Source organism: Nonomuraea lactucae (assembly GCF_003313395.1).
Classification (GTDB): domain Bacteria; phylum Actinomycetota; class Actinomycetes; order Streptosporangiales; family Streptosporangiaceae; genus Nonomuraea; species Nonomuraea lactucae.
The window spans coordinates 1-18,138 of sequence record NZ_QNFZ01000270.1 but is presented as its reverse complement, the minus strand read 5'-3'; the positions used below and the strand labels follow the sequence as shown (position 1 = coordinate 18,138).

19 protein-coding genes and 1 pseudogene are annotated in these 18,138 nt (G+C 69.3%); 13 read left to right on the top strand and 7 right to left on the bottom strand.

Annotation, left to right across the window (positions count from 1 at the left end):
• The 9 genes from DQW85_RS17925 to DQW85_RS17885 form a co-directional block, all read left to right on the top strand.
• On the top strand, positions 1 to 332 hold a 332-nt coding region (locus tag DQW85_RS17925; RefSeq protein WP_240197248.1), incomplete at its 5' end, for a carbohydrate kinase family protein.
• Positions 333 to 364: 32 nt separating this feature from the next.
• Positions 365 to 1,579 (top strand): aminotransferase class III-fold pyridoxal phosphate-dependent enzyme, encoded by a 1,215-nt coding sequence (locus tag DQW85_RS17920; protein ID WP_113701445.1) that lies wholly within the window; start codon positions 365 to 367, stop codon positions 1,577 to 1,579.
• 277 nt (positions 1,580 to 1,856) lie between these two features.
• Positions 1,857 to 3,296 carry an N-acetylglucosamine/diacetylchitobiose ABC transporter substrate-binding protein gene (ngcE, locus tag DQW85_RS17915; protein WP_113701444.1) on the top strand — a complete coding sequence of 480 codons (1,440 nt, stop codon included), beginning with the start codon at positions 1,857 to 1,859 and terminating at the stop codon, positions 3,294 to 3,296.
• Positions 3,297 to 3,299: 3 nt separating this feature from the next.
• Positions 3,300 to 4,214 (top strand): carbohydrate ABC transporter permease, encoded by a 915-nt coding sequence (locus DQW85_RS17910; protein ID WP_113701443.1) that lies wholly within the window; start codon positions 3,300 to 3,302, stop codon positions 4,212 to 4,214.
• Between the two features lie 116 nt (positions 4,215 to 4,330).
• Positions 4,331 to 5,149 carry a carbohydrate ABC transporter permease gene (locus DQW85_RS17905; RefSeq protein WP_240197247.1) on the top strand — a complete coding sequence of 273 codons (819 nt, stop codon included), beginning with the start codon at positions 4,331 to 4,333 and terminating at the stop codon, positions 5,147 to 5,149.
• A 10-nt stretch (positions 5,150 to 5,159) separates the two neighbouring features.
• Entirely contained in the window at positions 5,160 to 5,453 is a 294-nt protein-coding gene (locus tag DQW85_RS17900) for a 4a-hydroxytetrahydrobiopterin dehydratase (protein WP_113701441.1), read from the top strand.
• Positions 5,454 to 5,535: 82 nt separating this feature from the next.
• The gene (locus DQW85_RS17895) at positions 5,536 to 6,111 is read left to right on the top strand and encodes a superoxide dismutase family protein (RefSeq protein WP_113701440.1); all 576 of its coding nucleotides are present in this window, start codon (positions 5,536 to 5,538) and stop codon (positions 6,109 to 6,111) included.
• A 1,150-nt stretch (positions 6,112 to 7,261) separates the two neighbouring features.
• Positions 7,262 to 8,368 (top strand): low temperature requirement protein A, encoded by a 1,107-nt coding sequence (locus DQW85_RS17890; protein WP_162795080.1) that lies wholly within the window; start codon positions 7,262 to 7,264, stop codon positions 8,366 to 8,368.
• The gene (locus DQW85_RS17885; protein WP_113701438.1) at positions 8,365 to 8,697 is read left to right on the top strand and encodes a nuclear transport factor 2 family protein; all 333 of its coding nucleotides are present in this window, start codon (positions 8,365 to 8,367) and stop codon (positions 8,695 to 8,697) included. The genes DQW85_RS17890 and DQW85_RS17885 overlap by 4 nt, the downstream gene beginning before the upstream one ends.
• A gap of 10 nt (positions 8,698 to 8,707) precedes the next feature.
• On the opposite strand, the pseudogene DQW85_RS45915 reads toward DQW85_RS17885, so the two are convergent.
• Positions 8,708 to 8,920 (bottom strand): annotated as a pseudogene (locus tag DQW85_RS45915) (pirin-like C-terminal cupin domain-containing protein); the annotation flags it as partial.
• A gap of 1,170 nt (positions 8,921 to 10,090) precedes the next feature.
• On the opposite strand from DQW85_RS45915, the gene DQW85_RS44570 reads away from it, so the two are divergent.
• From DQW85_RS44570 to DQW85_RS17865, 4 genes are all read left to right on the top strand, one after another.
• Positions 10,091 to 10,663, top strand: a complete 573-nt coding sequence (locus tag DQW85_RS44570) for a ricin-type beta-trefoil lectin domain protein (RefSeq protein WP_162795079.1) — start codon at positions 10,091 to 10,093, stop codon at positions 10,661 to 10,663.
• 87 nt (positions 10,664 to 10,750) lie between these two features.
• Positions 10,751 to 11,308 carry a hypothetical protein gene (locus DQW85_RS44565; RefSeq protein WP_162795078.1) on the top strand — a complete coding sequence of 186 codons (558 nt, stop codon included), beginning with the start codon at positions 10,751 to 10,753 and terminating at the stop codon, positions 11,306 to 11,308.
• Entirely contained in the window at positions 11,305 to 12,330 is a 1,026-nt protein-coding gene (locus DQW85_RS46900; protein WP_113701436.1) for a glycoside hydrolase family protein, read from the top strand. The genes DQW85_RS44565 and DQW85_RS46900 overlap by 4 nt, the downstream gene beginning before the upstream one ends.
• 116 nt (positions 12,331 to 12,446) lie before the next feature.
• Positions 12,447 to 12,917 carry a ricin-type beta-trefoil lectin domain protein gene (locus DQW85_RS17865; protein ID WP_162795077.1) on the top strand — a complete coding sequence of 157 codons (471 nt, stop codon included), beginning with the start codon at positions 12,447 to 12,449 and terminating at the stop codon, positions 12,915 to 12,917.
• Between the two features lie 272 nt (positions 12,918 to 13,189).
• Here DQW85_RS17865 and dmpG read toward each other — a convergent pair whose 3' ends face one another.
• Genes dmpG through DQW85_RS17830 form a run of 6 tightly spaced genes read right to left on the bottom strand, consistent with a single transcriptional unit; the run spans position 13,190 to position 18,062 of the window.
• Positions 13,190 to 14,209: a 4-hydroxy-2-oxovalerate aldolase gene (gene dmpG, locus DQW85_RS17855; RefSeq protein ID WP_113701434.1), complete on the bottom strand. Its 1,020-nt coding sequence runs from the start codon at positions 14,207 to 14,209 to the stop codon at positions 13,190 to 13,192.
• On the bottom strand, positions 14,206 to 15,123 hold the full coding sequence (locus tag DQW85_RS17850; RefSeq protein WP_113701433.1) for an acetaldehyde dehydrogenase (acetylating): 918 nt from the start codon (positions 15,121 to 15,123) through the stop codon (positions 14,206 to 14,208). The genes dmpG and DQW85_RS17850 overlap by 4 nt, the downstream gene beginning before the upstream one ends.
• Positions 15,124 to 15,131: 8 nt before the next feature.
• Complete coding sequence (locus DQW85_RS17845) at positions 15,132 to 16,082, bottom strand: carboxylesterase family protein (RefSeq protein WP_113701432.1); 951 nt, start codon at positions 16,080 to 16,082, stop codon at positions 15,132 to 15,134.
• Positions 16,079 to 17,065: an amidohydrolase family protein gene (locus DQW85_RS17840; protein WP_113701431.1), complete on the bottom strand. Its 987-nt coding sequence runs from the start codon at positions 17,063 to 17,065 to the stop codon at positions 16,079 to 16,081. The genes DQW85_RS17845 and DQW85_RS17840 overlap by 4 nt, the downstream gene beginning before the upstream one ends.
• The gene (locus tag DQW85_RS17835; RefSeq protein WP_113701430.1) at positions 17,062 to 17,604 is read right to left on the bottom strand and encodes a 3-hydroxyanthranilate 3,4-dioxygenase; all 543 of its coding nucleotides are present in this window, start codon (positions 17,602 to 17,604) and stop codon (positions 17,062 to 17,064) included. The genes DQW85_RS17840 and DQW85_RS17835 overlap by 4 nt, the downstream gene beginning before the upstream one ends.
• Positions 17,601 to 18,062, bottom strand: coding sequence for a RidA family protein (locus DQW85_RS17830; protein ID WP_113701429.1), 462 nt, complete (start codon positions 18,060 to 18,062; stop codon positions 17,601 to 17,603). The genes DQW85_RS17835 and DQW85_RS17830 overlap by 4 nt, the downstream gene beginning before the upstream one ends.
• Positions 18,063 to 18,138 lie beyond the last annotated feature (76 nt).

Genomic DNA, 18,138 nt, shown 5'->3' with positions numbered 1-18,138 from the left:
GGCCGACCACGAGTGACGTGCGGGCCGCGGCGGGGGAACTGCTCGCCGCCGGGCCGCGCGGCGTGCTCGTCACGCTGGGCGCCGAGGGCAGCCTGGTCGCCACCGGAGCCGGCATCGAGCACGTGCCGGCACTCAAGACCGAGGTCTCCGACACGACGGGCTGCGGGGACGCCTACTGCGCCGGGTTCCTCACGGGCCTGCTGCACGGGCGGGACGTGCCGACCGCCGCCCGGTGGGGCACCGCCGCCGCCGCCCGGGTGGCCACCGGGCTCGGCTCCGACGCGGGCATCACGGACCTGGAGTCAACGCTCGCCCTGCTCACCGACGCCTGAGACACGACGACACGAAAGTGAAGGACTGACCGATGACAGACGCCGAGCTTCGCGAGCGGGCGCTCAAGGTGGTGCCCGGCGGGATGTACGGGCATCTCAACGCCGCCATCTTCGCCCCCGGATACCCGCAGTTCTTCCAGCGCGGCGAGGGCTGTCGACAGTGGGACGCCGACGGGCGCGAGTACATCGACTTCATGTGCAGCTGGGGGCCGGTCGTGCTCGGGCACCGGCACCCGGCCGTCGAGGAGGCCGCCGCGCGGCAGCTCGCCCTCGGCGACTGCCTGAACGGGCCCGGCCCCGTCATGGTCGAGCTGGCCGAACTGCTCGTGGACACGGTGCCCAGCGCGGACTGGGCGATGTTCTCCAAGAACGGCACCGACGCGACCACCCAGGCGCTCATGGTGGCCAGGGCCGCGACCGGGCGGACCAAGGTGCTGATGGCGCACGGCGCCTACCACGGGGCCGACCCGTGGTGCACGCCGTCGCCCGCCGGCACCACCCCGAACGAGCGGGCCGACCTGGTGGAGTTCGCCTACAACTCGCTGGAGTCGCTGGAGGCCGCCGCGGCGACCGTGGAGGGCGACGTGGCGGCGATCATCGTGACGCCGTTCAAGCACGACTCGTTCGAGGACCAGGAACTGGCGGAGCCCGCCTTCGCGCGGGGCGCGCGGGCGCTGGCCGACCGGATCGGGGCGGCGCTGGTGATCGACGACGTGCGGGCCGGCTTCCGGATCGACCTGCGCGGCTCGTGGGAGCCGTACGGGGTGCGGCCCGACCTGACCGCCTGGTCCAAGGCCATGGCCAACGGCTACGCCATCGCCGCCGTCACCGGCGCCGAAGCGCTGCGCGGGGCGGCACAGTCGCTCTACTCGACCGGCTCGTTCTGGTTCTCGGCCGTGGCCATGGCGGCGGCCAAGGCGACGATAGAGACGCTGCGCGACACCGACGGCATCGCCGCCATGGAGCGCGCCGGGACGCTGCTGCGCGAGGGGCTGTACGCGCAGGCCAAGGCGCACGGCTTCACGGTGAACCAGACCGGCCCGGTGACGATCCCCTGGCTGAGCTTCGACGGCGACGCGGACCTCTCGACGGCTCTCCACTGGAGCGACGCCTGCCTGCGGCACGGGGTCTACATCCACCCGTGGCACAACTGGTTCATGTCGGCGGCGCATACGGAGGAGGACGTGGCGCGCGCCCTCGACGGCACCGACCGGGCCTTCGCCGAGACCCGCGCCCACTTCGGCTGACGAGACTCCCGCCGGCTGATCCCTTGCCGTCCGTGCCCGAGTCCGCGATGCTGTCGTCACCCTGTTTTCTCCATGTTTCTCCGCGTGGCGGGCCGCCGGTTCCGCGCGTGGCGGGTCGGCGACGCCCTCGTTCACCTGCCCGAACAGGCGGCGTGAGGGCAGGGCGTCACGTCCAGGTCACGTCTTGTTCGCGGAGCTTGACGGGGGTCCGGGAGCTGGCGAAGCTTTCGGGCAAACGTTTAGGAAACTTTCCTAATTCGCCTCTCAGGAGCCCCCCATGAGTCACCCCGGAGAGATCACCAGGCGACAGCTGCTCCACCGCATCGGCATGACCGCGCTGGTCGCGGGGCCCGGGGCGGGCCTGCTGAGCGCGTGCGCCACCGGCGGGAGCGATGAGCCCGCCACGCCCACGGCCTCCTCGGGCGCAGCCACGAGCCCCAAGAACCCGTTCGGGGTCGACGCCAAGAAGCCGCTGAAGGTGACCATCTTCAGCGGCGGGTACGGCGACGCGTACGCCAGGGAACTGCACGAGGAGCTCTACAAGAAGGCGTTCCCCGGCGTCACCGTCGAGCACAACGCGACCCAGCAGATCGGCACCCAGTTGCGGCCGCTCTTCGTCAGCGGCGACGTGCCCGACGTGGTCAACAACTCCGGTCCCGAAGGGCTCGACCTCGTGGCGCTGGCCGCGCAGGGGCACCTGGCCGACCTCACGGCGCTGTTCGACGCCCCGTCGGTCGACGACCCCGCGAAGAAGGTGCGCGACACCGTGACTCCGGCCGTCATCGACAACGCCAAGATCGACGGCAAGGACCTCGTCCTCAATTACACGGTCTCCCACCGCGGGCTCTGGTACAACGCCCGGCTGTTCGCCGACAAGGGCTGGACGCCGCCCAAGACGTGGGCCGAGTTCACGGCGCTGGGCGAGACGGCGAAGGCGGAGGGCATCCACCTGTTCGCCTACCCGGGGCAGAAGGGGCCGTACTACCAGCTCTGGAACGCGCTCTACACGGCCGCGAAGATCGGCGGCAACCAGGTGATCATCGACATCGACAACCTGGTCGACAACGCCTGGAACGTCGCGGCGGTGAAGCAGGCGGTCGCCGCCTGGGTGCATATCCAGGCGAAATACAGCGACAAGTCGTACTTCGGCCTCGACCACACCCAGACCCAGGTCAAGCACCTGCAGAACAAGCTGCTGTTCTACCCGGTCGGGTCCTGGATCGAGAACGAGATGGCCAAGGACAAGCCCGCCGGCTTCGAGTACGCCATCGCCCCCATCCCCGACCTCACCGCCGCCGACGCGATGCCGTACGGGGCCATCCAGGTCGGGGTGGGCGAGAACTTCTTCGTCTCCGCCAAGGGCAAGAACCCGCAGGGCGGGCTGGAATACCTCCGGATCATGCTCTCGAAGGAGGGCGCCAGGGGCTTCACCGAGAAGACCCTGAACCTCACCGTGGTCAACGGCGCCGCCGAGGGCCTCGCCCTGACCCCCGCCCTGAAGAGCGCCGCCAGGGCCCAGGACGCCGCCGGCCAGAACATCATCACGGACGCCCGGTTCGAGGGCTGGTACAAGCAGTTGTTCGACTACGGCACCGAGCAGATCAACGTCGTCATGGCCGGCCGCATCACGCCCGACGAGTTCTGCGCCAGGATGCAGGCCCGCGCCGACAAGATCAAGAAGGACACCTCCGTCCCCAAGCAGACCCGGAGCCAGTAGCCGATGGAGCGGTTGCGCAAGTACGGCTTCATCGCCGGGTTCCTCGTCGTTCCCGTCGCCCTCTACTCGGTCTTCGTGATCAGCCCGTACGTACAGGCGTTCCAGATCTCGCTGACGGACTGGAACGGGATCTCGTCGAGGCTGAACTACGTCGGGCTGGACAACTTCGGGGGACTGTTCGAGGACGAGGTCTTCTGGCGGGCGCTGCGCAACCACGGCATCCTCCTGCTCGTGCTGCCGCTGGCGACGATCGTCATCGCGCTGTTCTTCTCGTTCCTGCTGAACCTGGGCGGCGGCTCGCGCGGCGCCGGGATGCGGGGAGTGTGGGGTTCGACGTTCTACCGCGTCGTGTTCTTCTTCCCGCAGGTGCTCGCCGTGGCCGTCGTCGGGGTGCTGTTCAAGGCCGTCTACCGGCCGGACGAGAGCGGCGTGGTCAACGGCGTGCTGGTCAAGCTCGGGCTGGACCCGGTCGGCTGGCTGATCGAGCCGGACCTCGCGCTCTGGTCGATCATGGCGGTGATGGTCTGGCAGGCGGTCGGCTTCTTCGTGGTGCTGTTCTCGGCCGGGATGGCGGCCATCCCCAAGGACTACTTCGAGGCGGCGGCGCTCGACGGGGCCGGCCGGTTCCGGCTGTTCTTCTCCATCACGCTGCCGCTGCTGCGCGACACCGTCCAGGTGGGCTGGGTCTACCTGGGCATCGCGGCCTTCGACGGGTTCGCGCTGATCCAGGTGCTCGCCGGGGACAAGGGCGAGCCCGACGGGGCCACGACCGTGCTGCCGGTGGAGATCTGGAAGACCGCCTTCTCCTACTCCAAGGTGGGCTACGCGTCGGCGATGGGCGTGGCGCTGTTCTTCCTCACCGTGACGTTCGCGGTGCTGACGTTGCGCACCACGCGGCGGGAGAGGATCGAGCTCTGATGACCGCCTCACCTCCGCGTCCATTTCCTCCGGGCCCATTTCCTCCAGGCCCACTTCCTCCGCGCCCGCTTCTTCCGCGCCCGCTTCTTCCGCGCCCGCTCAAGTCGCGGCCGAACGTGCTGGGCGCCCTGTCGCACGTGGCGCTGCTCGTGTGGGCGCTGCTGATCGTCCTGCCGCTGCTCTGGACGTTCCTGGCGTCGTTCAAGAACAACACGGAGATCTTCGGGGACGCGCTGCAACTGCCGGCGGAGCTGAGGTTCGGCTCGTGGGGGCGGGCGTGGGGCAAGGCCCACATCGGGCAGTACATGCTCAACACCGTCATCGTCGTGCTCTTCAGCACGCTTGGGACGATGCTGTTCGGCTCGATGGCGGCGTACGTGCTGGCGCGGTATCGCTTCTTCGGAAATAGGGCGATTTATTACTTCTTTGTGGCAGGTATGGCCTTTCCGGTCTTCCTGGCGCTGGGGCCGCTGTTCTTCGTGGTCAAGCGGCTCGGGCTGCTGTACACGCACGTGGGCATCGTCCTCGTCTACATCGCGTACTCGCTGCCCTTCACGATCTTCTTCCTGGCGGCGTTCTTCAGAACGCTGCCCGAGACCGTCGCCGAGGCGGCCAGGATCGACGGCGCCTCGCACACCCGCACGTTCTTCCAGATCATGCTGCCCATGGCCAGGCCGGGCCTCATCAGCATCACGATCTTCAACGTGCTGGGCCAGTGGAACCAGTACCTCCTTCCCCTGGTGCTCCTCGCCCGCGACCAGGACGACTGGGTCATCACCCAGGGCATCGCCAACATCTCCACGCTCGCCGGGTACGAGGCCGACTGGCCCGGCCTCTTCGCCGCCGTCAGCATGGCGATCCTGCCGGTGCTCGTCGTCTACATCGTCTTCCAGCGGCAGATACAGTCCGGGCTCGGGGCGGGGGCGCTCAAGTAACGTGGGCCTCATGGACCTTCTGGACCCAAAGGACATCGACAAGAGGCTCGGTGAGCTGCCCGGATGGCGCCGCGAGGGCGACGAGATCCGGCGCACGGTGGCCGCGCCCGACTTTCCCACCGCCATCCGGATCGTCGACGAGATCGCGGTCAGGTCCGAGGAGCTCAACCACCATCCCGACATCGACATCCGGTGGCGCAAGCTGCGCATCGCGCTCATGACGCACGACAAGGGCGGCCTGACGGAGATGGACTTCCGGCTGGCGGCGGCGATCGACGACATCGCCGCGAAACACGGTGCGTAGCCAGGCGATTACCCGCTAGAGTGGTGCCCTTCCGCGGGCCCGCCCTGACTCGCTCGCGGCTGTCACCACCCTGGGGGTTCTCATGCGCGTGCCCGCGCTCCTGCTCGCCCTGCTCACGGCCGGCTGCGCCCAGACCGCCGGCACTCCGTCGGCGGGCACCACGCCGTCCTCCGGCGCGGCGTCCAACAGCCCGGCCGCCTCGCCCAACACCGCGCTGTCGGCCAGCGGCGACTTCGCCCCCGACGCCACGCAGGCCATCGTCTACAACCGCAAGCTCGTCCCCGAGGGGGCCAGGGCCAGCATCCTCGTCGAGTCCGAGAGCGAGTCGGGCAAGACCCGCTCGTCCCTCGTGGTCGAGGGCTTCCTGTCCCAGCGCACCTACGGCGCCCACCTCCACACCATGCCCTGCGGCGCCAAGCCCGACGACGCGGGCCCCCACTACCAGCACCGGGCCGGCAAGGCCACCGCGAAGAACGAGATCTGGCTCGACTTCACCACCGACGGCACCGGCGCGGCCAGCACGGCGGCCCGCAACCCCTGGCTCCTCACGGGCGACAGCCTGCCCCGCTCCCTGGTCATCCACGCCCAGCGCACCAAGACCGCCCCGGCGAAGGCGGGAATGGCGGGCGACCGCGTCGCCTGCCTCACCCTCACCTGACCCTCCCACCGCTCTCCAGCGCCATCATCCTGGCTCCGCCCCGACATGGGCCGAGGGCTCACCTGCCGAGGGCACACCTTGCCACTGGCGGGGCCCCAGCGCTCGGACCTCCACTACGGCGGGTATCGCGAAGGCCGCTCCCCTGGGGGCGGCGAGCGGCGCGAACGCCGGTCCGTTGCGTGTGGCGGGTGGTGCAGAGCGCCGCTCCGTGGTGCGTGGCGGGGGGTGCAGAGCACCGGTCCGTTGTGCGTGGCGGGGGGTGCAGAGCGCCGGTCCACCCGGCGCGGCCCCGGTGCCGCCACGCCGTCCCACCTTGACGTGAGGCAGGCCCCCTCTCGCCTGCCTCACCCCACCTCACGCGCCCCTCTCACCTGGAAGGGCACGCCGATCCACACCGAGTGCCCGCCTCCGAGGGCGGGTCCCGATCCCAGGCCGAGGGGCTCGCCTCCGGGGGCCGGGGTCCCGACCCACGCCCAGGGCCCGTCTCCAAGGACACGGGCCCCGATCCCACGCCCATGAGCTCGCCTCCGAGGGCGGGAGTCCCGATCCACGCCGAAAGGGGCCCGTCTCCGAGGGCGGGGGCGCCGATCCACGCCAAGGGGTCCGCCTCCGAGGACGGGGCCCATGGCCTGCCTGCGCCTTCGCCCGCCCCGGGGTCGCACTCGGCCTCGCCCTGACGTCACCGCCGGCGTGCCCGGCCGTCGTGGCCCGGCCGTCGTGCTTGCTCGGTCGTGGCGCCCGTCGTGGCGCCGGGTCCTCGTGCTGGCTCCTCGTGCCAGGTCCTCGTGCCAGGTCCTCGTGCCAGGTCCTCGTGCTGGGTCCTTGTGTCAGGTCCTCGCTCTCGCCCGAGACGGACTCGCCCGGGGTGCCGAAAAGCCCTCGAACGGCCCAGAAGGCGCGCGTAACGGTGACCGGCCACGCACGCCGGAGGAGCGTGTCCCTGGACTGGGGCCCGCTTGTGCGGCGGGTGGGGTGACGTTGGCCGGCCGTACCAGGAAGGCGCAGGAAAGACGTTGACCGGTCGTAAGAGGAAGGGCGCGAGAAATGGGCGCAGCTCTGTGCGAGAGGGGGGATCGGGACGGGATGCGATTGGGGCGGCCCGCACGGCATACTTACATGATTACATCGGCTCCTGGGGGTCCGCGTGAGTGTGAGTAGTCGTCAGTGGCAGCCGCCTCGATTGCGGCTGTTCGAGGACGTGCAGCGCCGGGCCACCTGGCTGGAGCTGGTCTACGACCTGGTGTTCGTGGTGGCCGTGGCCGAGTTGGCGGGCGTGCTGGCGGAAGGGGCCGACCTCGGCCGGGTGCTGATGTTCGCCGGGTTGTTCGTGCCGGTCTGGTGGGCTTGGGCCGGGTACGTGTTCTACGCCAACCGGTTCGACACCGACGACGTCAGCCACCGGCTCCTCGCGCTGCCGCAGATCCTGGCCGTGGCCGTGATGGCGGCGAGCGTGGGCGAGATCGGCGAGCGTTCCGCGCTGTTCGCGCTGTCGTACGTGGCAGTCCGTGCGGTGCTGGTCGTGGCGTATCTGCGCGCCGGACGGCACGTACCCGAAGCCCGCTCGCTCACCGTTCGATACGCCACCGGCTTCACCCTGGCGTTGCTCCTCTGGCTGGGCTCCCTCGCCGTCGAACCACCTCAGCGCTACGCTCTGTGGGCCCTGGCGATGGTGATCGACCTGGCCACACCGTTCCTGGCCCGGCGTCACCAGAGTGCGCTGCCGCCGCAGGGGGAGCACCTCCCCGAGCGGTTCGGCCTGTTCGTGGTGATCGTGCTGGGCGAGGTGGTCGCCGCCGTGGTGATCGGCTTGAAGGGGCACGCGGTCACCCCGGCCACCCTCATGATCGCGCTGGCGGGCATCGCGACCGCCATGGCCTTCTGGTGGCTGTACTTCGGCCACATCGACGAGTCGGTGGTCCTGCGCACGCGGCTGGCAGGCCAGGTCTGGGTCTACTCGCACCTGCCGCTCTCGCTCGGGCTGGTGGCGTTCGGGGTCGGCGTCGAGCACGCCATCGCCCACCCGTCGTCCTCCGGCTGGGCGATCGGCATCCCCGCCGCGATCGTGTTCGCCGTGCTCGGCACGCAGCACCTGACCTCGCACGACCAGCGATCGGGCATGGTGCGCCTGGCCGCCGCCGCGCTCACGCTGGTCGTCTCCCCGCTTCCCGCCGCGGCGGCGCTTCCCGCCGTACTCGTGTTCGGCGCGGCGCAGGTGGCGTACGACCTGCGCCGCCCGCCTACCCAAGGAGAGTCATGACCGCCGACCTGTTCGATCGACAGCTGGCCGCGATCGCCGACCGGGACCTGGAGGCGCTGCTGGCCCAGTATCACGACGAGGCCACGGTCATCGGCTTCGACCGGGTCGCCAGGGGCCCCGCCGAGATCAGGGATCTCTTCACGGCCTACCTGGCCGCCGAGCCGGAGGTCGAGGAGATCACGTCGCTCCAGACGGTGGACGACGTCGTCTTCTACAACGCCCGCATGACGGTCGCGGGCAACCGCGTCACCACGTTCGGCACCCTGGTCGTCAAGGACGGTCGCATCTGGCGCCAGACGGCCGCCGCCCTCCCGCTCTCCAGCGCCTGACGGGCCGCTCTCACCTCTCCGGCGCCTGACGGGCCGCCCGCCACCGCGCCTCGCTCGGGCAGCTGAGAGCAAGTGCGGGCGGTGGGAACGGCCTGCCGGGGCGTCGACACGCGTGTCCGGCCGGGATGGTGCCGAGCCTGCCCGCCCGGAAGTCCTCGAACGTCTGCACCAGCTCGGCCCACGTGTTCATGACGAACGGCCCGTAGTGGGCCACCGGCTCGCCGCTCGGCTCCCCCCAGGACGATCACTTCCAGCGTGTCCTTGGCGGAGATCGTGATGCTCGCCCGCCGTGGCCAGCCCCGGACGGTTGCCGAAGCCGTCGAAGACCACCAGCCGGCCGCTGCCGAACGGCCTCCTCTCGGCCCTGGCCGTGCCGCTGCCCGCCAGGGCGTGGGCGAGGGCGTTGAAGTCCTTGCCACGGCAGCGTCAGGCGGGCGCCCGGGCTGATCGTGGCGTGCAGCAACGTGGTGGGCGTCTGCCTGCTGCCGGGCCGGGCATTGCCTGGTCTCCACCAAAGTCGGGGCGGTTCACTCTGGCCTTGATCGAACTCGTCGGTGAGACCAACGAGTCGCCCGATGGCGTACGACGCTGGTCCGTCCATTGGGATGACCTGGAAATCTTCTACAGCATTGCGCAGCGGCGGCAAGCAGACGGGCACCGGCGCTCGGGATGTCTGGAGCTGGGCGCGATGTCGTACACCATGCCGTACCAGCCAACTCGACCGAGGGTCTGTGCGGGGAGCCGGTCCGCCCCCTGCCGATCCTGGGACGGTCCATGCCGTTCGCCCCCACAACTCCCCGAGCGTGTCCCGAGTGCCTGCACGAGCTGAACCAATCCAGGTAGAGCCACGATGCTTCGCGGTGCGGCATGTCTCAGCAGATGAGAGGTGGCGCCGCTGCGTGCCCTGTTCGACCTGCGCTGCTGCCCGGCCAGCGCCATCCACATCGCCTGAGCACACTGAGCCGGCCTGCTGTTCGTCGCGCTCGACGAACGTAAAGGAACGTGCCCGTGCGAGTGGAGGCATCCACGGCCTCACCGATCGCCTGCCGCATCGCCGCGACCAACTGGTCATCCACGCTCCGAACTCGGGCCGCTTGCGCACCGGGCGGTGGCCCGCCGGCCCCAGCACCCCACCTTTCTCATAGCGGTGGGGATAGTTCCTCGGCGGCCCTTGGCCTTCTCGCAGATGCCGAGAAGTACATGACCGCAAAAGGATGGGCATGGACGAACTCCCGGAAACCTGAAACACGCCAGGTGAGAAGAAAATGGCAACTGAATGAGCTGTCGGGTGAGCGTTCGTTCTGGCACTCTTCCTGAGTGACTCATGGCGCTGCCATGGAACATCGTGCAATGACTCTGCGTATCCACTGGATGTACGACTCCTGGAGCATCCATGAAGAATCTGAGTTGCCGACCATTCGCCAGCGCTGTGGCCGCCCTCGTTCTGGGCGCTGTCTTAACGACGGCCTGGCCGCAGACCGGCAGCGCTGCGGCTGGCGACCAGGCCGAACTCGCGGGAGAGAAATCAGAGGCCGCTTCCGCGTCCTCCCTGTCACTGGACGATTGGAATCCGACCAAGCTGCGCATTAAAGTGGGTGATGGCAGGAATCTGTGCCTGAACGCGGTCACACATTATCCGGTGATCATCGATAGATGCACCGACCAGGACTACGGGAACTGGCAGATCCGCGCCGCGAAGCAGAAAGACAGAGTAATGATCAGGAACGTGGGTATGGGGACGTGTCTGGACTCCCACAATAAGCATCCGTACCTGTCGCCCTGCACCGAAACTGACCCCGGCCAGGTGTGGTGGTACGACTGCGACAAGTTGAGCAACGTGCTTGCGCCCAACAGCCGCCTCACCTTCTGGAACGACCTCTCCACCAGTATGGTGGCAGGGCTCGAGAACCTGCATCGCAAGCAATCCTGGGATTTCGTCCCCAACCCCTTCCTCCGCTGCTGGTAAGTCGGGCGACTGCAAACTCGTGATTTCCGGCTGGCGGCGGGATGGCGGCCGTACCCGTCATCAATTCCCATCGAAGAAGGGATTTCCATGAATCCGCGAAGAGTCATCGCCACGCTGGGCGCGGCAGTGGTGTTCGGCACCGCCATCGCACCGTCCTCGGCCGCCAACGCCGGCGGGCCCCCATCCGCCTCCGCGCCGAGCGCCGTCGTGACCACGGTAGCCGCATCGACGTCCGATCAGGCCGGCCTGGACAGCATTTGGGAGCGCGCCAAACGGGCGTGCAAGCGGTGGACGAAATGGAAGTGGCCCCGACGGGCCCTAGGGCGAAACGTGGCCCGTCAGGTGCCCGGCACGAATACCTGGCTGGCGGGCGGAGAGCGTCGCGACGCCGCGACGCCGCCCCGGTATGCCTATGGAATCGCACCCCTTCAACACGCTGACCAACAAGTCCCCCCAGAGGACGGTGTCAGCCCCTACAACTACGGCGAGCGGCACTGGGGCGTGGCACAGCAACACATCCAACCGCCACCGTCATATCTGGATGCCCTGATGACCGACCCGGACGACGACTGGGTCGCTCCGGCCCCGCCGTACGTGGAGGTAGTGGAGAATGGTCAAAACCTGGGACGGACCGACTGCGGATGACCGCACCCCGGAGAATCGAAGCGAATGAACCCTCGTCCTTGTCGCGTCGCTCCATCCTGCACCTGGGCGCGGGGTTGGGCGCGGGTCTCGCGGTCGCCGGCACCGGTTCGGGCGTCGCCCGGGCCGCCATGGGGCCGGCCGGGTTTCCCACCTACCGCTACGTGCGGGACGCGCTCGACAAACGCACGCTGAAATACAACCCCACCGGAGAACTGATCTTTCCGTGCATCCGCGGAACAGAAGGGCGAGTGGCGAACTCGCTGGGCCGCTTCTATCTCTACTACGCGCCCCACGACGCTCCCGGAGGCATCTGCCTCGCATACGCCGACTCTTTGGAGGGTCCTTTCACCGAGTATCCGAACAACCCGATCGTGAAGCGGGTGTGGTCACCGCACTACTCGGTCACCCATGTGTCCTCTCCGCACGTAGTGTGGAACAGCCGGGCCAAGGAAATGTGGCTCTATTTTCACGGAGAGAACACCACGACGCGCCTGGCACGCTCGAAGGACGGCATCACCTTCGTGTACGACCGGGTCGTGCTGGACGCGAAGATGCTGCCGGATGGCACCACCGAGGCCTCCTACGCCCGCGTTTTCGAACACGACTTACCCGACCGCGACGCGCACTATGTGATGCTGTTCATGGCCAACGACACCACCGATCATCGCTCCATCGGCTGGGGCTGGTCCGCTGACGGCCGCACCTGGACCTTCGCTCGAAGGCCGCTCGTGCGCGCCGCTGAAGTCGGAGCAAGAAACGTCTCCGGACCTCACCTGCTCAAACGTAGCGGCAGCGCGTACGTCGTGTTCCATACCAACAACGGCGGCATGCGCATCATGGAGATCGGCGGAGATTTCAGCCGCCGCACCCACCTGGGCGCCTTTCACGTCCCGCTCGACGGCCATCCCGACTACGGGCGCAGCGCTGCTCCCTCGTTCGGCAGCGACGGCGGCGTGCAGTACATGTTCTACGAGGCGGGCCAGCGCCTGGAAGGCACGATCGCGATCGCTCGCGCCACATGAGCGACGCCCCTTGCCGTGCCCGGCCCGGCACGCGTTTGCGAGTCGGGGCGGCGGCAGCGGCCATGGACGTCAAAGACTCCGGCAAGTGCATGACATGTCTACGGAAAGGAACTCACGTGAGAAGAATCGGCATCGCCACAGGACTCGGCGCACTGGCCATCACGTTCGCAGCGAACGTTCATGCGGCGTCGGCGCATGCGGACACTTCATTCCACACGTGGCGCAACGCCCAGACTGGAAAATGCCTGGCCGCCGGATACCGCGCCCAAAAGGTTTACCCGGGGGACTGCGGCCAACCGGACGCGGAGTGGCGAATCGTCGGATCTATGGTGAAGAGTATGGCCGAAACGGATTGGTGCTTGGACAGCCATCCCAACCACAACACGGTTTACATCTCTAAATGCGACAAGGGTGACAAGGGGCAGCACTGGAAGCTGGTGACCCTTCCTGTACAGGGTTACCCTCAAGGCGCTTCGATGATAAGACGGGGAGACGGCCAGGTTGTGACGGCCTGGAATAATGGAAAGATCAGCATGGACAGCGACAAGGCCGACGTCATGGAAAAGTACCTCTGGATAGAAGAGTGAGCCGGTTTGTTCCGCGTCATGATTTCTGGCAGAGGTCCATGCTTTTCCTCTGATCAAGGAGTCCGTGATGCCCCAACCCCCTGCGATCCCGACCGATGAGAAGGTCCGGATCGTGCTGAGCATCTTGCCCGGCGAAATGACGGTGGCCGCCCGCCGCGCCAGGGTCTCGGAACAGTCGATCGGCAAGTGGAAGCGGCAGTTCATCGAGCACGCCGGCCTGGTAGCCAACCCCCTCGAACAGACCGTGATCGCCCCGTCAGGCGCTGGGGCGATCACTCGGTGCGGGTTCCGCCTCGGGCGGCGAGGTCCAGGGCCACGTCGACGATCATGTCCTCCTGGCCGCCGACCATCTGGCGGCGGCCGAGCTCCAGCAGGATGGTCCGTACGTCGATGCCATGGCGCCGGGCCGCGCGCTCGGCATGGAGCAGGAAGCTCGAGTAGACCCCCGCGTAGCCGAGGGTGAGCGTTTCCCGATCGACCCGGACGGGACGGCTCTGCAGCGGGCGGACCAGGTCGTCGGCCGCGTCCATCAGCGCGAACAGGTCGCAGCCGTGGTCCCAGCCCATCAGGTCGGCCACGGCGACGAACGCCTCCAGCGGGCAGTTGCCCGCCCCGGCGCCCATCCCGGCCAGGGAGGCGTCCACGCGCGTCACGCCGTTCTCGACGGCGACCACCGAGTTGGCGACGGCCAGCCCGAGGTTGTGGTGGGCGTGCACGCCGATCTCGGTGCCCGGCCGCAGGACGTCGCGGTAGGCGCGGACCCGGTCGCGCATCCCGTCCATGGTGAGTCGCCCGCCGGAGTCGGTGACGTACACGCAGTGCGCCCCGTACGACTCCATCAGCTTCGCCTGACGCGCCAGCTCGGCCGGAGGCGTCATGTGCGACATCATGAGGAAGCCCGCGACGTCCATGCCGAGCTCGCGGGCCACGCCGATGTGCTGGGCGGCGATGTCGGCCTCCGTGCAGTGTGTCGCCACCCGCACCGAGCGGACCCCCAGAGCGTGGGCGGCGCGCAGGTCCGCGATGGTGCCGATGCCGGGCAGCAGCAGCGTCGTCAGCACCGCGCCGGACATGGCCGAGGCCGCCGCCTCGATCCACTCCTCGTCCGGGCACGCGCCGGGACCGTAGTTGACGCTGCCGCCCGCCAGGCCGTCGCCGTGCGCGATCTCGACCGCCGCCACGCCCGCCCGGTCGAGCGCTCCGGCGATCTCCGCGACCTGGCCGGCGGTGTAGCGGTGCCCGATCGCGTGCATGCCGTCCCGGAGGGTCACGTCCTGGACGTAGAGCTTCATCGGGAGGCCATCCTCTCCGCGACCCGCAGGGCCGCCGACGTCATGATGTCCAGGTTTCCGGCGTACGCGGGCAGGTAGTGGGCGGCGCCCTCGACCTCGAGGAACACCGAGACGAGCAGGCCCTCGCCGCCCAGGTCGGCGAGCGGGTCACCGCTCGTGACGGGGCGGAACTGCACCTCCTGCTTGAGCCGGTAGCCGGGCACGTAGGCGCTCACCTCCGCCACCATCTCCTTCACCGACGCGGCGACGGCGCCCTGGTCGCACTCCTCGACCAGGCAGTACACGGTGTCGCGCATGATCAGCGGTGGTTCGGCGGGGTTGAGCACGATGACGGCCTTGCCGCGCCGCGCGCCGCCGACGACCTCCAGGGCGCGTGCCGTGGTCTCGGTGAACTCGTCGATGTTGGCCCGGGTTCCCGGGCCTGCCGACTTCGAGGCGATCGAGGCGACGATCTCGGCGTACCTCACGGGTGCCAGCCGTGACACGGCGGCGACGATGGGCACGGTGGCCTGCCCGCCGCAGGTCACCATGTTCACGTTGGCCACGTCCCCGGCGGCCAGGTGCAGGTCGAGGTTGACGGCGGGCACGACGTAGGGGCCGATCGCGGCGGGCGTCAGGTCGACCAGCCGCTTCCCGTACGGGCGGAGCGCCGCCTCGTTGTGGCAGTGCACCCGGGCCGAGGTGGCGTCCAGGACCACGGACACGTCGTCGAAGCCGGGCATCCCGATCAGCCCTTCGACGCCCTCGCTCGTCGTCGCGACGCCCAGCCGCCTGGCCCTGGCCAGCCCGTCGGACCGGGGATCGATGCCGGCCATCGCCGCGACCTCAAGCGACCGCGACGTCCTGATCACCTTGAACATCAGGTCGGTGCCGATGTTGCCCGATCCGATGATCGCGACCTTGGCTCTGCTCATTGCGCGGCTCATTCCGGTGTCCGGTCGCCGCGGCAGAACCGGGCGAACTCCTTGGTCATCGAGTGCGCCAGCTCTGTCACCTCGGGTCCCGAGCCGGTCAGACGGCTCCCGTGGGTGCCGAAGTAGAGGGGCACGTCCACGAGATGGCAGGCGCCGAGCGCGATCCCGCCGTGGCTCATGGGGGAGCGGTGAGCGCAGACGAGGTGCCGCGCGGGGCCCCGGTGCGCGCGGACGATCTCCTCCGCGTGGCGCCGGAAGCTCCCGCGAGCGGCTGGGGCGTCCACGCCTGCCGCGCTCGTGGCGCCCGCACCGAGCCGGCCCACGCCTACCACGCTCGTGCCGTCCGCGACGGGCGCGAACGGGAGGAGCCCGCCCACCGGCGGTACGGTTCGTCCGGTCGTGTCCTCCGCGGACAGCAGGTCCGCCGCCGTGGCCTCGGCCGGATCCGCGCCGAGCGCCGAGATGTGGTCGCGCACCCACTCCAGTGCGGCGATGTGGTCGCGCAGGGCGAGATTGGCCGGTACGCCGTCGCCGTACCACAGTCCGAACAGGCCGGGCCGGTAGTTCGCGGTCACGACCACGAGCCCGTGATCGCGCGCCGGCGCGCCGCCGTCGTACATGCGCTGCGCGCCGGAGCCGGACACGAACGCGCCACCGTGCACGAAGACCAGCACCGGCAGCCGTTCCTCGCACGACGGAGTCCAGATGTTGAGGTACAGGCAGTCCTCGCGCCCCGCCGCGGGGTCGAGCCCGAGTCCGGGGACCCATGACATCCGTCCAGGCCGCTGCGGAGCCGGAGCGCCCGGGGTGACCGCGTCCGCGATCCCCTCCCATGGGACGGCGGGGGAGGGGGCGGCGAACCGGCGGGCGGGGGCCGCGTACCGCACCCCCTTGAACGTGCGGAGCCCGGGAGAGCGGACGCCGCGCAGCGTCCCCAGGGCCGTGCGCGCGAGCGTCATGTGTCCACCAGCCCCAGGAACCGTGCCGCGTTGCCGCCGAGGATGGCGGCCCTGTCGGCCTCCCCGAGTTCCGGGCAGCCGCGGACGACCGCGCCGGGCTCCCGCTCGCCCAGCGGGAACGGGAAGTCCGTGCCGAGCATGACCCGCTCCACGCCCATCACCTCGACGAGCAGGCGTAGCGCCCGCGAGTCGAACACCGCCGAGTCGACGTGGAAGCGGTCGGTGTAGGCGGAGGGCGGCCTGGGCGAGTCCTTCCTGACGATGTCGCGGTTGCGCCAGGCGTTGTCCGCGCGGCCCAGGAGGAAGGCCAGGGCGCCGCCTCCGTGGCAGAAGCAGAGGCGCAAGGACTCGGGCAGCCTCTCGAAGGAGCCGGACAGCATCAGTGACAGGATGCCGAGCTGGGTCTCCGCGGCCATGCCGACCAGCCACGGCAGCATGTAGCCGCGCATCCGGTCGGAGGCGAGCATGTCCCAGGGGTGCACGAGCACCGGCATGTCCTCGTGCGCGCAGTGGGCGAGGAACTCGATGATCTCCGGGTCGTCCAGGTTGCGCGGGCCCACGTGGTTGCCGATGTGCACTCCCAGGTGGCCGGCGGCCTTCGCCTTGCTGACCGCGGTCGCGGCCAGTTCGAGGTCCTGCAACGGAACCTGGCACAGCGGCAGCAGGCGGTCGGGGGCCTGCGCGCAGATGGCGAGGATGCGGTCGTTGACCATCTCGCACCAGTCGGCCGCACGGCCCGCGTCCGCCGCGTACCCGAACAGCAGCGGCGTGGAGGAGACCGCCTGCACGTCCACCCCTGAACGGTCCATCGCCTCCAGGCGCGCCCCCGCGTCCCACAGCTCCGGGGTGACCGGGCGGTAGTCCTCCTCGCCGCTCATCATCATGCCGTCGCGCAGCCAGGGCTCGCCCGCCCCGGCGAGGATCCGGCCCTCCTTCCTCGAGATGCGCGGGAAGACGTGGGCGTGCACGTCGATCACCGTCACCGGATCACCGGGCGCAGCTGCTCGGGCCATACCCGGCCCGGGTGCGTGGCCCCGCAGTGGGGGCAGGCGCGGTCACCGTGGTAGAACGCCTCGAAGACCGGAGGCAGGTCGTCGACGATCGACTCGAGCTGTAGCTCGGCCCGGTGTACGAGCCTGTGACAGCTCACGCAGTACCACTCGAAGGCGTCCAGCTCGCCCTTCGGGCGGGCGTACTCCACGACCATGCCGATCGAGCCGGGCACGGGCCGCTGCGGTGAGTGCCTGACGTGCGGCGGCAGCAGGAAGACGTCGCCCTCCTTGATCCGCACGTCGATCGGAGGCTTGCCCTCCTCCTCCATCACGCGCAGCACCATGTCGCCCTTGAGCTGGTAGAAGAACTCCTCGATCGGATCGTCATGGAAGTCGGTGCGCTGGTTGGGGCCGCCCACGATGGTGATCATGAGGTCGGCGTCCTTCCAGATCTGCACGTTGCCGACGGGCGGCCTGAGCAGGTCATGGTGCTCTTCGATCCACTGGTGGAGATTGAACGGCGGGATCATGCTGGGCTCCTCTGCGGGATGTGGGCGACGCACGAGACCTCGATGAGCAGGTGCGGGTGCGGAAGCTGGTGCACCGCGACGGTGGTGCGGGCGGGGCCGCTCTCGTCGAAGTACTCCCCGTAGACCTCGTTGTAGACGCCGAAGTCGTTCATGCTGACCAGGTAGGTCGTCACGTTGACCACGTCGGACAGGTCGCCGCCGACGGCCGCGAGGATGTCGCGGACGTTCTCGATGACAGACCTCGTCTGCGCCCGGATGTCCAGGCTGGTGGTGCCCATGGCGTCGGCGCTCGCCCCGGCGATGGATCCGTCAGGTCTGCGCGAGCTGGTGCCCGAGACGAACACGAAGTCTCCTGCCCGCCTGGCGTGCGGGAACCTGCCCCGCGGCCTGGCCTTTCCCGGGACGACCAGCGCGCCGCTCGCCACGTGGCCGCTCGCCCGGCCGGTCGTGTCGCTCATCGCGTCGTCACCTCCACGCGGCCGAGCCCGGCGCCGCTCACGCGGACGTGGGCGCCGGCGGGGAGCGGCACCGCGG

Bases quoted from the DNA above. Each gene is read 5' to 3' on its own strand.
- ngcE (WP_113701444.1), top strand. From the start codon at position 1,857: ATGAGTCACCCCGGAGAGATCACCAGGCGACAGCTGCTCCACCGCATC.
- DQW85_RS17920 (WP_113701445.1), top strand. From the start codon at position 365: ATGACAGACGCCGAGCTTCGCGAGCGGGCGCTCAAGGTGGTGCCCGGC.
- DQW85_RS44570 (WP_162795079.1), top strand. From the start codon at position 10,091: ATGAAGAATCTGAGTTGCCGACCATTCGCCAGCGCTGTGGCCGCCCTC.
- DQW85_RS17830 (WP_113701429.1), bottom strand. From the start codon at position 18,062: ATGAGCGACACGACCGGCCGGGCGAGCGGCCACGTGGCGAGCGGCGCG.
- DQW85_RS46900 (WP_113701436.1), top strand. From the start codon at position 11,305: ATGACCGCACCCCGGAGAATCGAAGCGAATGAACCCTCGTCCTTGTCG.
- dmpG (WP_113701434.1), bottom strand. From the start codon at position 14,209: ATGAAGCTCTACGTCCAGGACGTGACCCTCCGGGACGGCATGCACGCG.
- DQW85_RS17910 (WP_113701443.1), top strand. From the start codon at position 3,300: ATGGAGCGGTTGCGCAAGTACGGCTTCATCGCCGGGTTCCTCGTCGTT.
- DQW85_RS44565 (WP_162795078.1), top strand. From the start codon at position 10,751: ATGAATCCGCGAAGAGTCATCGCCACGCTGGGCGCGGCAGTGGTGTTC.
- DQW85_RS17845 (WP_113701432.1), bottom strand. From the start codon at position 16,082: ATGACGCTCGCGCGCACGGCCCTGGGGACGCTGCGCGGCGTCCGCTCT.
- DQW85_RS17835 (WP_113701430.1), bottom strand. From the start codon at position 17,604: ATGATCCCGCCGTTCAATCTCCACCAGTGGATCGAAGAGCACCATGAC.
- DQW85_RS17900 (WP_113701441.1), top strand. From the start codon at position 5,160: ATGGACCTTCTGGACCCAAAGGACATCGACAAGAGGCTCGGTGAGCTG.
- DQW85_RS17850 (WP_113701433.1), bottom strand. From the start codon at position 15,123: ATGAGCAGAGCCAAGGTCGCGATCATCGGATCGGGCAACATCGGCACC.
- DQW85_RS17885 (WP_113701438.1), top strand. From the start codon at position 8,365: ATGACCGCCGACCTGTTCGATCGACAGCTGGCCGCGATCGCCGACCGG.
- DQW85_RS17895 (WP_113701440.1), top strand. From the start codon at position 5,536: ATGCGCGTGCCCGCGCTCCTGCTCGCCCTGCTCACGGCCGGCTGCGCC.